12 protein-coding genes are annotated in these 12,256 nt (G+C 67.0%); 2 read left to right on the top strand and 10 right to left on the bottom strand.

The window, feature by feature from the left end:
- Positions 1–8: 8 nt before the first annotated feature.
- The 4 genes from J2W23_RS10515 to J2W23_RS10500 form a co-directional block, all read right to left on the bottom strand.
- The gene (locus J2W23_RS10515) at positions 9–353 is read right to left on the bottom strand and encodes a hypothetical protein (protein ID WP_307648660.1); all 345 of its coding nucleotides are present in this window, start codon (positions 351–353) and stop codon (positions 9–11) included.
- A gap of 125 nt (positions 354–478) precedes the next feature.
- Positions 479–1,588 (bottom strand): SMP-30/gluconolactonase/LRE family protein, encoded by a 1,110-nt coding sequence (locus tag J2W23_RS10510; protein WP_307648659.1) that lies wholly within the window; start codon positions 1,586–1,588, stop codon positions 479–481.
- The gene (locus J2W23_RS10505; RefSeq protein ID WP_307648874.1) at positions 1,582–2,175 is read right to left on the bottom strand and encodes a nucleotidyltransferase family protein; all 594 of its coding nucleotides are present in this window, start codon (positions 2,173–2,175) and stop codon (positions 1,582–1,584) included. Before J2W23_RS10505 ends, J2W23_RS10510 begins: the two co-directional genes overlap by 7 nt.
- A gap of 138 nt (positions 2,176–2,313) precedes the next feature.
- Positions 2,314–3,051: a helix-turn-helix transcriptional regulator gene (locus tag J2W23_RS10500; RefSeq protein ID WP_307648658.1), complete on the bottom strand. Its 738-nt coding sequence runs from the start codon at positions 3,049–3,051 to the stop codon at positions 2,314–2,316.
- Between the two features lie 102 nt (positions 3,052–3,153).
- Here J2W23_RS10500 and J2W23_RS10495 point away from each other — a divergent pair, with 102 nt between their 5' ends.
- Positions 3,154–3,585, top strand: coding sequence for a VOC family protein (locus J2W23_RS10495; RefSeq protein ID WP_307648657.1), 432 nt, complete (start codon positions 3,154–3,156; stop codon positions 3,583–3,585).
- A 19-nt stretch (positions 3,586–3,604) separates the two neighbouring features.
- Here the strand turns inward: J2W23_RS10495 and J2W23_RS10490 are convergent, their stop codons facing one another.
- Positions 3,605–4,231 carry a DUF938 domain-containing protein gene (locus tag J2W23_RS10490; RefSeq protein ID WP_307648656.1) on the bottom strand — a complete coding sequence of 209 codons (627 nt, stop codon included), beginning with the start codon at positions 4,229–4,231 and terminating at the stop codon, positions 3,605–3,607.
- 272 nt (positions 4,232–4,503) lie between these two features.
- Here J2W23_RS10490 and katG point away from each other — a divergent pair, with 272 nt between their 5' ends.
- On the top strand, positions 4,504–6,687 hold the full coding sequence (gene katG / locus J2W23_RS10485; RefSeq protein ID WP_307648655.1) for a catalase/peroxidase HPI: 2,184 nt from the start codon (positions 4,504–4,506) through the stop codon (positions 6,685–6,687).
- A gap of 97 nt (positions 6,688–6,784) precedes the next feature.
- On the opposite strand, the gene J2W23_RS10480 is transcribed toward katG, so the two are convergent.
- The 5 genes from J2W23_RS10480 to J2W23_RS10460 form a co-directional block, all read right to left on the bottom strand.
- Complete coding sequence (locus J2W23_RS10480) at positions 6,785–7,480, bottom strand: response regulator transcription factor (protein WP_307648654.1); 696 nt, start codon at positions 7,478–7,480, stop codon at positions 6,785–6,787.
- Positions 7,477–8,841: a cache domain-containing protein gene (locus J2W23_RS10475; RefSeq protein WP_176659552.1), complete on the bottom strand. Its 1,365-nt coding sequence runs from the start codon at positions 8,839–8,841 to the stop codon at positions 7,477–7,479. The genes J2W23_RS10480 and J2W23_RS10475 overlap by 4 nt, the downstream gene beginning before the upstream one ends.
- Positions 8,842–9,063: 222 nt before the next feature.
- The gene (locus J2W23_RS10470) at positions 9,064–10,002 is read right to left on the bottom strand and encodes a DedA family protein/thiosulfate sulfurtransferase GlpE (RefSeq protein ID WP_176659551.1); all 939 of its coding nucleotides are present in this window, start codon (positions 10,000–10,002) and stop codon (positions 9,064–9,066) included.
- A gap of 118 nt (positions 10,003–10,120) precedes the next feature.
- Complete coding sequence (locus J2W23_RS10465; RefSeq protein WP_307648873.1) at positions 10,121–11,506, bottom strand: heavy metal sensor histidine kinase; 1,386 nt, start codon at positions 11,504–11,506, stop codon at positions 10,121–10,123.
- A gap of 5 nt (positions 11,507–11,511) precedes the next feature.
- Positions 11,512–12,231, bottom strand: coding sequence for a heavy metal response regulator transcription factor (locus tag J2W23_RS10460; protein ID WP_176659550.1), 720 nt, complete (start codon positions 12,229–12,231; stop codon positions 11,512–11,514).
- Between the last annotated feature and the right edge of the window lie 25 nt (positions 12,232–12,256).

Genomic DNA, 12,256 nt, shown 5'->3' with positions numbered 1-12,256 from the left:
GTTGGCGTTCAGGGCGGGTCCTGCGGCTTCGAGAGTGCCCTGAGCACCGAGACACCCAGGCAGGTCCGCCAGAGCCCGAACGGCACGAGCAAGGCGGCCAGCAGCCGGTGCAGCACCGGCTGGAAATGCAACACGGCCCACACGCCCAGCGCAGCGAGCGCGAGTCCGCCCACGGCATTCAGCACGCCGCCGCTGAACCACTGCAGCGTCAGCAACCGGGCGGTCAGTGCCAGGATGTGGTCGGCGATCCCGAGTTCGAAGTAGCTGGCCAGCGCATAGACGCCGAGCAGCAGCAGCGGGGCCACGGCGATGCCGATCAGGAGGTACAGCAGGATGTCGATCAGCGTGTTCATGCGGCGAGCCTCGGTGCGGGAGCTTTTCGGCCATCAGGTCGATGAACCGTCGGACACGCGGCTCCAGCAGACGTTGCGTTCACATCCTCGGTGGGCAATGTGGGTTGTCCTGTTCAGGCCGGGGACTATCGCTTCAACCACCCCAGCCCCTTCGCATGCAGGCTCTGCACATAGAGCCGCTCGCGCGTTTCGGTGACGGCCGTAGTCTCGGGGTACGCGCCCGTCGCATCCTGCATGCTCGCGAGCACCTTGCCGTCTTCGCTGAATGCGACCACATGGCCATACGCCTTCGGCACCGGCCACAGCGCACGCGGCAGGCGCATCGTCACGCTGCGCAGGAACGGCTTGCCGGCGAGCTTGTCGATGGTTGGGTTGCGCGGCTTCACGAGGCCCACCCAGATCTTGCCGTCGAGCCCACGCATCAGGTTGTCGGGGTAGCCGGGGAGGTTGTCGAGCAGCACAGCGGCTTGCGGATTGGGGAGGCCCGCCCCCACATCGAGGTTGCTCGCGTCGATGGCGATCTTCCATACGCGGTACTTGCCGGTCTCGGCAACGAACAGGCTTTTCTCGTCGGCACTCAATGCGATGCCGTTCGCGAACGCGAGGCCGCGCGCGACGACGCGCGTGGCCTTGGTCGCCGGGTCGTAGGCCAGCACACGGCCCGTGGCGGACTGCTCGAGGATGTCGAGCACGCTGGCCTCGAAGGTGCCGCCCCACTCGGCCGGCGCGAAGCGGGTCGATGCGTCGGTGAAATACATCGTGCCGCTGCCGCGCGCCACCACCACGCCGTCGGCATAGCGGATCGGCTGGCCGTCGACCTGGCTGGTGAGCACGGTGATCTGCTTGGACGGGCTGATCGACAGCAGCCCCCTGATGGCGTCGGCCGCGATGAGATTGCCGGCTGCATCGAAGTCGAAGCCGAGCACGCGGCCGCCTGTGTTGACGAAGGCCTCCTGCGCACTGCCATCGGGGTTCATGCGAAGGATGTTGCCGCTCAGCACCGTGGTGTAGAGCTTGCCGTCGGGGCCGATGGCGATGTGCTCGGGGCCCTCCTCTCGGCCAAGGTCGATCATGTTGAGCTGGGCGAGCTGGTCGTTGACCGCAAAGGCGCCGGTGTAGCCAGGGTCGGTGGGCGCGGACCAGACAACGGGCTTGACGGGCACGGGCCAGAAAGCGAGGTAGGCGATGGCTGCGAGCAGCAGGAGGCCGAATGCGGCAAGGGTTTTCTTCAGCATGTCGGCCCTGTCTTGGCGTGAGGGTTGGCGTGAGGAAGATCGCCCGGCTGAATCTGCAGCCACGGCCATCGCGAAAGATACGACGCCGCTTTCGCGTCGAACAGATTGCGATGCGGCATCAGCGGGTTCATTGTCAGTACGCCGTCGTACAACATGGAGAGACCGTTCGGCGCATAGAGCTCGCTCGGCCGGACGCCGACGCAGGTAGCCGGAACCAGGAAGCGGTCGATGCCGTCGCGCGCGCTGCGCAGCGCTTCGTAAGGGTGGCCGAAATACGATTCGTACCAGAGGTGAACGCGCGCCTGGTTCGAGGCTTCGACCGTGATGCCGAGATCGCCCAGCGCATCATCGACCCGCGCCTGCACGCGACGCTCCCCTGCCTCGCTCGTGTCGCCGGCATCGAAGTAGAAGAGGTCGTAGTCCTTGATGCCCGCTTCCGGCGCCGCACCGGACCGCAGGTTCCAGACGGTCTGAAAAAGGCAGCCTGCGACCAGCCATCCGTCGGGGAGGGCCAGGTCGTGCCAGCGCTCGAGGATTGCGCGGTTGTTGCGATTCTTGAGGATGTCGGTGATGAAGCGTTCTTGCATGGCGTGAAGGAAACGGCGCGAGGGGTGCGTCTCGGAAACTGGTGCGTGCACCGTTACCAGGGAGATTCGAATATAGATGCGCAACCGCAGCTTCCGGGCAAATGAACTGCTCATCCCCACGCCTGCCAAGGACCAGGTTCAGGGCAACCTGATCGGACCTTCGCCGCTCGTTGAATCAGCACAGCACTGACGCGCCGCCAGCTCCGCCAGATAGCGCCGCAGCAATGCCACCCGCCGTGGCCTGAAGCTCGCGCCGGTAGCCTCCACCATTTGGATGCGCTCGGCACGGAACATCCGGAAGTCCTCGCGCAGGCAGCACCACGAAAGCACCACGAGCGTCTTGTCGAGATACATGATCGCGAGCGGCCAGATCTTTCTTTCGGTCGCTTCGCCCTGCTTGTCGGTGTAGCGGATCAGCAAGGCCTCTTCGCGCCAGCATCCCTCGCGGACGATGCGCAAGTCGGGCAGCGGCGGATAGCGCTCTTCGTCTTCGAAGCGATGCACCTGCGAGACGGCATGAAGGATGTGCTGCTGACTCGTCGACGGCAGCGTGGCGGCCACCTTGCCCAGCACGGCGGCTGCCGCCTTGGCCAGTGCGGGGTCGCCCATGTGCCGCACCTCGGCCAGGCCCAGCGCGAGCGCCTCGATCTCGATGCGGCTGAACATCTGCGGCGGCAGCGTGCCGTCTTCGATGAGGCAATAGCCGTAGCCACGCTCTCCGCCGATGTCGGCGCCGGCCGTGCGCAGGCTCTCGACGTCACGGTAGATCGATCGCACAGACACACCCGTTTCCTCCGCCAGCACGGCCGCAGTGACGGGCGCGGGCAGCGTGCGCAGCGCCTGCAGCAGGCGGAAGAGACGGTCGGGACGGGCCATGGCTTTCGGGTGGCGTGGAGGTTTGCAACTGCCAGAAATTGGCAGGTGCCCTGGCTAGAGTAACAGCAGCAATTTTGCTAACCCTCAGAGAGAAAGCCAGCCATGTCAGTGAAAGCAGTGACCCATATCAATCTTCGAGGCAACGCCCGCGAGGCGCTTGCGTTCTATCAATCGGTCTTCGGTGGGCAGATGCAGGTCGTCACGTACAAGGACATGGGGCGGGTGCAAGACCCCACCGATGCGGACCGCGTGGTGTGGGGCCAGGTCGCGGCCGACGACGGGTTCTGCGTGATGGCGTTCGACGTGCCGGTGGGCACGCCGTGGAACCAGGGCGACAACGCGTTCTACGTTTGCGTGCGTGGCGACACGGCGCAGGAAATCGCCGCGCGGTGGGAGAAGCTGGCCGAGGGATCGACCGTGTTGCAGCCGCTTGCGCCTTCGCAGTGGTCTGCGCTGTACGGGATGTTGAAGGACCGGTTCGGGGTGGTGTGGGTGCTGGATGTGGTGGCGCACTACAACCCGGCCTCAGCGTAATCTTCTTGATCCTTCGGCTCTAGAAGCCGAAGACCAACAGCAGGTTGTTCGCGGGCATCGCGCGCCGCTCGCGCAACGCAAGGCCCGCCTGGCGCGCCTCTGCGGCGACGTCTTCCAGGCGGCGGATGCCCCAGGCGGGATTGCGGGCGCGCAGGTCCTGGTCGAACGCCGTGTTGCCCGGAGCCGTGGGGACGCCGTCTTCGACATAGGGCCCGTAGGTGATCAGCAATCCGCTGGAACGCAGATGACGCGCGGTGCCTTGCATCAGGGCGGCGCATGTGGCCCACGGCGCGATGTGCAGCATGTTGGCGCAGTAGATCGCATCGAACTTTTCTCCTTCTCCTTCGGCGAACGCGGCGTCCTGCGAGGGCCATCGAGGCGACATCACGTCGAGCAGGAGTGGCTGGCGGAGATTGGGGAGTGCGGCTTCCTCGACCCGGCTGGCGAGCGCAGGCAAGGTGCGGGGGTCTGCATCGGTGGGTTGCCAGGTCCATCGAGGCATCGAGGCCGCGAACCACGCGGCGTGCTGGCCCGTGCCGGATGCGATTTCCAGTGCGGTGCCGTGCTCGGCGAGAACGCGGGTCAATGCGTCGAGGATGGGCTGCTTGTTGCGATCGGCGGCTGGGCTGTAGGGGAGTTCGGGCATGCGTATTGGACTTGGATGAAGGCGGTTTGCAGAATATCGGAGAGCGAGGTGACGTGGACGCATGCGGTCATCCAGCGATGTCCGCGTTGCGGCGACAGTCATCATTGAACTATGGTTCGCAGCGCGCGACCATGCCGGGTCCGATCGACGATGCGTCCATGGTCGATCCGGGTTGAACGCTATGGCCGTCATAGCTCAAAGCGTTTGCCCTGCTCGTTGTTACCGATTCAGAATGCACGGCCCTCAATCAAATCAAAGAACTGGAGATCCCGATGACCCAGAATCAAACGGAAGCCAAGTGTCCCGTCCACCATGCGGTCGGTCGCGGTACCGTCAATCGTGACTGGTGGCCCAACCAGTTGCGGGTGGACCTGCTTCACCAACACTCCTCCAAGTCCGACCCGATGGGCCAGGACTTCGACTACGCGAAGGAGTTCAAGAGCCTCGACTACGAGTCGCTGAAGAAGGACCTGCATGCGCTGATGACCGACTCGCAGGCCTGGTGGCCGGCGGACTTCGGCCACTACGGCCCCTTGTTCATCCGCATGGCCTGGCACAGCGCCGGCACCTACCGCACCGGCGACGGGCGTGGCGGCGGCGGCCGTGGCCAGCAACGCTTTGCGCCGCTCAACAGTTGGCCCGACAACGTCAACCTCGACAAGGCCCGGCGGCTGCTCTGGCCGATCAAGCAGAAGTACGGCCGCAAGATCTCGTGGGCCGACCTGATGATCCTCACCGGCAACGTGGCCCTGGAATCCATGGGCTTCAAGACCTTCGGCTTCGCCGGCGGCCGCCCGGACACGTGGGAGCCCGACCAGGACGTCTACTGGGGCAACGAGACCACCTGGCTCGACGACAAGCGCTACACCGGCGACCGCGAGCTGGAGAACCCGCTCGGCGCCGTGCAGATGGGCCTGATCTATGTCAACCCAGAAGGTCCGAACGCCAACGGCGACCCGGTCTCTGCGGCCCGGGACATCCGCGAGACTTTCGCCCGCATGGCGATGAACGACGAGGAGACCGTCGCCCTGATCGCCGGCGGCCACACCTTCGGCAAGACCCACGGCGCGGGTCCGGCGGACCTCGTCGGCTCGTCGCCCGAAGGGGCCGATCTGGAAGAAATGGGCATGGGCTGGAAAAGCACGCATGCTAGCGGCATCGCCGGCGACGCCATCGGCAGCGGCCTGGAAGTCACCTGGACCCAGGAACCGACGAAGTGGACCAATCTCTTCTTCGAGAACCTGTTCAAGTTCGAATGGGAGCCGGTCAAGAGCCCGGCCGGCGCCGGGCAGTGGCAGGCCAAGGGCGCACCGGCCGACATTCCGGATGCGCACGACAAGTCGAAGAAACGCGTGCCGACCATGCTGACCACCGACCTCTCGCTGCGCCTGGACCCCGCCTACGAAAAGATCTCGCGGCGCTTCCTCGAGCACCCCGAGCAGTTCGCCGACGCCTTCGCGCGCGCCTGGTTCAAGCTGACGCACCGCGACATGGGTCCGCGCTCGCGCTACCTGGGCCCGGAAGTGCCGAAGGAAGAGCTGATCTGGCAGGACCCGATCCCCAAGGTCGATCACCCCCTGGTCGACGACAAGGACGTCGCGGCGCTCAAGGCCAGGATCCTGGGCTCGGGCCTGTCGGTCTCCGACCTCGTGCTGACGGCCTGGGCATCCGGCGCCACCTACCGCGGCTCCGACATGCGCGGCGGCACCGATGGCGGCCGCATCCGCCTGGCGCCGCAGAAGGACTGGGAAGTCAACGAGCCTGCGAAGTTGGCCAAGGTGCTCAAGACGCTGGAAGGCATCCAGGGCGAGTTCAACAAGGCGCAATCGGGCGGCAAGAAGATCTCGATGGCCGACCTGATCGTGCTGGCCGGCTGCGCCGGCGTCGAGCAAGGCGCCAGGAACGCAGGCCATGGCGCGACGGTGCCCTTCACTCCCGGTCGCGCGGACGCGTCGCAGGAACAAACCGACGTGGAGGCCATGAAGGTGCTCGAGCCCGTGGCCGACGGCTTCCGCAACTACCTGAAAAAGGACTATGCGGTTCCCGCCGATGCGCTCCTGGTCGACAAGGCCCAGCTGCTGACGCTGACGGCACCCGAGATGACGGTGCTGGTGGGGGGCATGCGCGCGCTGGGCGCCAACGTCGGTGCCACCAAGCACGGCATCTTCAGCCAGAAGGAGCATGCGCTGACCAACGAGTTCTTCGTTCGCCTGCTCGACCTGAACACGACCTGGAAGGCCGTGCCCGGCGAGAACAACCTGTACGAAGGCGTTGACCGCACGACGAGCGAGCGCAGGGGCAGCGCGACGCGCGTGGACCTGGCCTTCGGCAGCAATTCGGTGCTGCGCGCCCTGGCCGAGGTGTACGGCAGTTCGGACGCGCAAGAGAAGTTCGCGCGGGACTTCATCGCGGCATGGACCAAGGTGATGAACCTGGGTCGGTTCAACCTGGCCTAGACGGTCCTCGCGCTGTCATTGCGATGCAGCGCCACCGAGCGGTCGCCATGGTGCGAGCGCTCGGTGACGCCATTGCATGGCATCCCAAGCGCATCGCTCAACCCTGCCCGAACTCCCGCGCGTGCTCCACCGCGTACTTGATGAGTTCCGCCTGCCCTTCGATGCCCAGCCGCCGCTTGATGCTCTGGCGGTGCGCCTCCACCGTGCGCACGCTCAAGCCCAGGTCGCGCGCAATCTGCTTGCTCGATTCGCCCCTGCCTAGCGCGGTGAGGATCTCGCTCTCGCGCGGCGTGAGCAGCGGGCGCGGCGCCTGGTTGCGAAAGAGCTTCTTCGAAACAGCCGGGCTGAGGAAGGTGCCGCCCGCCGACACCGCCTCGATGGCGGCCACGATTTCAGCCGCGGGCGCGTCCTTGAGCACATAGCCGCGCGCGCCCACCTGCATCGCCTTTTGCACGTACTCGGGGTTGTCGTACATGCTGAGCATCACGATGTGCGGCGCAGGCTGCCGATGCTGCTGGTCATTGCGCTCCAGCACCAGCGCGGCGAGATCGATGCCGTTCATGTCCTTCATGCCGACATCGACCAGCATGAGATCGGGCCGCAGCGTGTCGAGCAGCGCCAGCGCCTCGGCACCGCTGCCGGCCTCGCCGACGATCTCCAGGTTGGGCATGGCGCCAAGGCGCGCACGCAGGCCGTCGCGCACCAGCGGGTGGTCGTCCACGAGGAAAAGGCGGACGGGCCTGGGCGACGGCTGCGCGGTTGTTGTTGTTGTTGTTGCTGCTGTCGTTGTCATTCCGGCCTCGCACTGCGGGCCGGCACTTCGGCCTCGATGGATGTGTAGCCGCGGCCCGAGCGCATCGCCAGGCGCCCGCCGATGGCCTCGATGCGCTCGCGCATGTTGCGAAGGCCGATGCCGTGGCGCGGGTCGAGCTGCATCGCCTCGACGTCGAAGCCCACGCCGTCATCGCTCACCTCCAGCCGCACGGCCTCGTCGTTGAAGCCCAGCGAGATGTGCACGCGATGCGCCTGTGCGTGCTTGCGCACGTTGGTGAGCGCCTCCTGCGTCACGCGGAAGAGCGCGGTCTTGGTTTCCTGCGAAAGCTCGAAGGGCTCGCCCTCGACCATGATGGAGGCGTCGACGCTGCCTTCCTCGCCGAACTCGTGGCCCAGGCGCTCCAGCGCGGCGGGCAGGCCCAGCGTGTCGAGCAGCGCGGGACGCAGGCGGTGCGAGATGCGGCGCACTTCGGTGAGCGAATCGTTCAGCCGCTGCAACGCCTTGCCGAGTGCGGGCGGCGCCGGCTGGTGGTCGCGGCCGAGCGCGTCGACGGCCGATTCGATCAAGAGCTTGGCCGACACCAGCGTCTGGCTCGTGCCATCGTGCAGTTCACGCGCAAGGTGGCCGCGTTCTTCTTCCTGCGACTGCACCACGCGCCGTGCGAGCAGCCGCAGCTTGGCTTCGGCCACGCGGTGTTCGCTGAGGTTGAGGAACACGCCGGCCGCGCTCACCACGCCCAGGCACAACGCCGCGATGCCGGCAATCCACAGTAGCGTGGCGGTGACGTTGGCGTTCATCTGCTTGTCGAGCGCATCCATGGTCGACTCGATGTCGTCCAGGTACAGGCCCGTGCCGACCATCCAGTTCCAGCGCGGCAGCGCCGTCACGTAGCCGAGCTTGGGCGCCATCTGCGCACTCGAGGGCTTGCGCCATTCGTACTCGACGTAGCCGCCGCCGTTTTCCTTTGCGCCCTTGATGAGCTCCTGGATGGTGAAGCGCCCGCGCGAGTCGCGCATGCCCCAGAGGTTCTGGCCGACCAGCTCGGGCTGGCGCGAGTGCATGAGGGAATTACCCTCCAGGTCGTACACGAAGAAATAACCGTCGTCGCCGTAGTCGAGTGCGGCCAGGCGGCGCAGGGCTTCGTTGCGGGTGGCTTCGTCGTCCAGGCCCGAGTCGTACAGCGGGCGCAGGTTGCTCACGGCCAGTTCGACATAGCTGCGCAATTCGCTGCGGCGCTGGGCCATGTAGCTGCGCTCGATGAGCGCGCGCTCGCGCTGCGCGAGGTCGTGCTCCTGGTGGCGCACCGCGAGCGCCACAAGCACCAGTGCGACGAGCAGCGGGGCGACGGCCAGCGCGACGATCTTGGTGCGGAGGTTCATGGGGAAAGAAGCCTACCACCGGGCTCGAAGCGGCAAAAAGCGGCTCGCCGCACAGGGTCGACCCGGGCCTTCCCCTCCCCAAAAACCTGGCCCACGGGCCATTCAGCGCCCGGTGTTCGTTCTTCCACCCATATCCATGCAGCGTTCACGGCGCGCCCGCTGCGGAAGGACAGGCAATGCCGGAGACGACCACCAGCCGGACTTCCGAAAAGGCCGACCCGTTCAATGCAAACTGGTCGGCCGGCCCGAAGCCACCCATGCGTCGAGCCCGCCGGTGAGCGGCAAGGCGCGCCGCGCACCGCGCGCCAGCAGCACCCGCGCAGCCTGTGCGGCCGACACTTCGTTGGGGCAATTGCAGTACAGCACCACGTCGCGGTTCGGGTCGATCGCGAGGTCGAGGTGCCGGTGTTGCAACGCCTTGAGCGTGTACGGCAGTGCGCCCGGAATGCGGCGCGGATCGACCTGCACGCCGGCCTTGCCGCGCACGTCGATGATCAATGGCGGCTCCTCTCCGCTCAAGAGTTCGTGCAGTTCCTCGACCGAGATGCGCGGCATGCCGGTGAGTCGCATGAAGGCGCGGCGGCGCCAGTAGCGCACGGCCAGCGTCACGAGCAGCAGCACGGCCACCGCGGCTGTGGCGATGCCGCCGGCCTGGGCCAGCACGGCGAGCACTTCCTGGATCTGGTCGCGGAAGGTCCAGCCAAGACCGAGGAAGAGGCCCGTCCAGATGAGCGCGGCACCCACGTCGAAACCGACGAAGCGCCGCACCGACATGCCCAGTGCCCCCGCCATCGGCGGCGCGACCACCGACACGCCGGGCACGAACTTGGCGGCCACGAGCGACATGCCGCCCCAGTCGGTGATGAGCGATTCGCCGCGCCGCACGCAGGAGTCGGGCGAAAGCGAGATGCGGCACAGCAGGCGCATGAAGCGGTAGCCGAAGCGGCGGCCCGCATAGAACCAGGCGCCGTCGCCCAGCAGGTTGGCAGCGACCGCGGCGAGCACCACGCCAACGACCGACACATCGCCCGCCGCAAGCAGCGCGCCCGTGACCACCAGCACCGCGGCCGCCGGCACCGGCAACCCGAGGCGCGCGGCGAAACTGGCGACGAACACCACCAGGATCGCGTTCTGCACCAGCAGCGACATCAGCTGTGCCATGCCAGCCTTTCGGTCGATGCGCGAAGCAGTTGCGGGATGGGAGCGGGGTTCATGCGAGCCCCGATTGTCCGGCATGGCCCAAGAACGTACCGGGCGCAGGCCATTCGAGAACGCCGTTTCAGCCGGTCCGCGAGACGCTGAAAGCGAAGGTGTTCACCCCGCCCTCGCTCGACGCACTGACCTGCCCGCCATGCATGCTCGCCACCGCCTTCACGATGGCCAGGCCCAGCCCATGGCCGTGGTGCTCGCCGCCGCCGTCGTTGCGGGCGGCGTCCACGCGGTAGAAGCGGTCGAACAGGTGCTGCAGGTGCGCCTCGTCGATGGCAGCTCCGGGGTTCGACACGGCGATCCATGTCGCGCCCGGTTCTTCGCGCAGCGTGACGGTGATCTGCGCGCCCGGCGGCGAGTGCTCGATGGCGTTCTGCAGCAGGTTCGACATCGCCCGGCGAAACAGCGCGCTCTCCAGCCGCGCCTCGGCCCGCACGTCGCCCGAGATGCCGACCTGTGCGCGGCTCTCGTCGAGCACGAATTCGAAGAAGTCGATGGTCTTCCTCACCTCCTGCGCCACGGGCGTGAGCACCAGCCCGGTGGCCACCTCGCCGCGGTCGGCGCGCGCGAGAAAGAGCATGTCGTTGACGATGGAGCGCAGCCGCTCCAGGTCTTCCAGGTTGGCCTGCAGCACCTCCTCGAAGTCGCCCGCGCTGCGCTGGCGCGAGAGCGCGACCTGCGTGCTGCCGATGAGGTTGGCCAGCGGCGTGCGCAGCTCGTGCGCCACGTCGGCGTTGAAGGATTCGAGCTGCCGGTAGGCCTCTTCGAGCCGGCTGAGCGCGCCGTTGAAGGCCTCGGCGAGCGCGGAAAGTTCGACCGGCAGCGCCGTCGTCTGCAGGCGCTGCGACAGCGTCTTGGGCCGCAGCGCCTGCGCCTCGCCCGACAGGCGCTCCAGCGGCCGCAGGCCGACCCGCGCGATCCAGTAGCCCGCCAGCACCACCACCAGCACGCCGCCGAGCCCGAGCACCAGCAGCGCGCTCAGAAAAGTCTTTCGGGTGCGCTCGTAGGGTTCCGAGTTGCGCCCCACGATGAGCCGCACCGCCGGGCGGTCCTCGAAGGGCGGGATGTGGACCGAGAGCGTGCGGAACGGCCGCTCCTGCCCCGGCAGCAGGATGTTGCTGCTGCGGCCGTTGGCCTCGCGGGTGAGGCCATCGAGCTCGGCCAGGCCCTTGCCGTACTGGAAGCGCGGATCGTCGCTCAGCACCCAGAAGCGCACGCTGCCGTCTTCGGGTGTGAGCGCGTCCATGCGGGCCTGCACGCGCGACCAGCGGTCGGCGGTGCCGATGGCGCCGATCCAGTACTGCAGGCTCTTCAGCGTGGTGTCGAGCTCCTCGTACTGGTGGCGTTCGAGCTCCCGCACCAGCACGCCGTGCAGCGCGGCGCCGATGAGGGCGAAGGTGGCGAGCGCCGCCGCCGCGAACATCGCCACCAGCCGCACGGTGATGGAGCCCCTCACGAGTTTCACAGGGCGCCGCCCTCCCCTTGCGCTTCGCTCTCGCCGCCCGCATCGGCATCGCGCAGTTCCATCACGTAGCCCATGCCGCGGATGGTGTGCAGCACCTTGGGGCTGAAGGGCGCATCGATCTTGTCGCGCAGCCGCTTGATCGCCACCTCGACCACGTTGGTGTTGCTGTCGAAGTTCATGTCCCACACCAGCTCGGCGATGGCGGTCTTCGAAAGGATTTCGCCCTGCCGGCGCGCGAGCACCGCGAGCAGCGCGAATTCCTTGGCCGTAAGGTCGATGCGCGTCGTGCCTCGGAAGGCCTTGCGCGCGAGCAGGTCGATCTGCAGGTTGGCGATGCGCAGCTGCACCGGCTCCTGCTTCCTGCCGCGCCGGTTGAGTGCCTGCAGCCGCGCCAGCAGTTCGAGAAACGAGAAGGGCTTGACGAGGTAGTCGTCCGCGCCTTCGTGCAGGCCCTTGATGCGGTCTTCGACACGGTCGCGCGCGGTGAGCATGATGACCGGCGTCTGCTTCACGGCGCGCAGTGCGCGCAGCACCGCGAAGCCGTCCTGTCCCGGCAGCATGACGTCCAGCACGATCACGTCGTACTCGTGGGTGAGCGCCAGGTGCTGGCCGTCGATGCCGTTGTGCGCCATGTCGACCGTGCAGCCCTGCTCGGTCAGCCCCTTGGAGAGGTAGTCCGCGGTTCTCAGCTCGTCTTCGACAATCAGGATCTTCATGCTTTTGTCTCGCTCCATTCGGCGG

Origin of the sequence: Variovorax boronicumulans (assembly GCF_030812215.1) — a bacterium.
Taxonomy (GTDB): domain Bacteria; phylum Pseudomonadota; class Gammaproteobacteria; order Burkholderiales; family Burkholderiaceae_C; genus Variovorax; species Variovorax boronicumulans_C.
The sequence above is the reverse complement of the archived record's forward strand: the minus strand, read 5'-3'. Positions and strand labels throughout refer to the sequence as shown.

Bases quoted from the DNA above. Each gene is read 5' to 3' on its own strand.
- J2W23_RS10515 (WP_307648660.1), bottom strand. From the start codon at position 353: ATGAACACGCTGATCGACATCCTGCTGTACCTCCTGATCGGCATCGCC.
- J2W23_RS10510 (WP_307648659.1), bottom strand. From the start codon at position 1,588: ATGCTGAAGAAAACCCTTGCCGCATTCGGCCTCCTGCTGCTCGCAGCC.
- J2W23_RS10505 (WP_307648874.1), bottom strand. From the start codon at position 2,175: ATGCAAGAACGCTTCATCACCGACATCCTCAAGAATCGCAACAACCGC.
- J2W23_RS10500 (WP_307648658.1), bottom strand. From the start codon at position 3,051: ATGGCCCGTCCCGACCGTCTCTTCCGCCTGCTGCAGGCGCTGCGCACG.
- J2W23_RS10495 (WP_307648657.1), top strand. From the start codon at position 3,154: ATGTCAGTGAAAGCAGTGACCCATATCAATCTTCGAGGCAACGCCCGC.
- J2W23_RS10490 (WP_307648656.1), bottom strand. From the start codon at position 4,231: ATGCCCGAACTCCCCTACAGCCCAGCCGCCGATCGCAACAAGCAGCCC.
- katG (WP_307648655.1), top strand. From the start codon at position 4,504: ATGACCCAGAATCAAACGGAAGCCAAGTGTCCCGTCCACCATGCGGTC.
- J2W23_RS10480 (WP_307648654.1), bottom strand. From the start codon at position 7,480: ATGACAACGACAGCAGCAACAACAACAACAACAACCGCGCAGCCGTCG.
- J2W23_RS10475 (WP_176659552.1), bottom strand. From the start codon at position 8,841: ATGAACCTCCGCACCAAGATCGTCGCGCTGGCCGTCGCCCCGCTGCTC.
- J2W23_RS10470 (WP_176659551.1), bottom strand. From the start codon at position 10,002: ATGGCACAGCTGATGTCGCTGCTGGTGCAGAACGCGATCCTGGTGGTG.
- J2W23_RS10460 (WP_176659550.1), bottom strand. From the start codon at position 12,231: ATGAAGATCCTGATTGTCGAAGACGAGCTGAGAACCGCGGACTACCTC.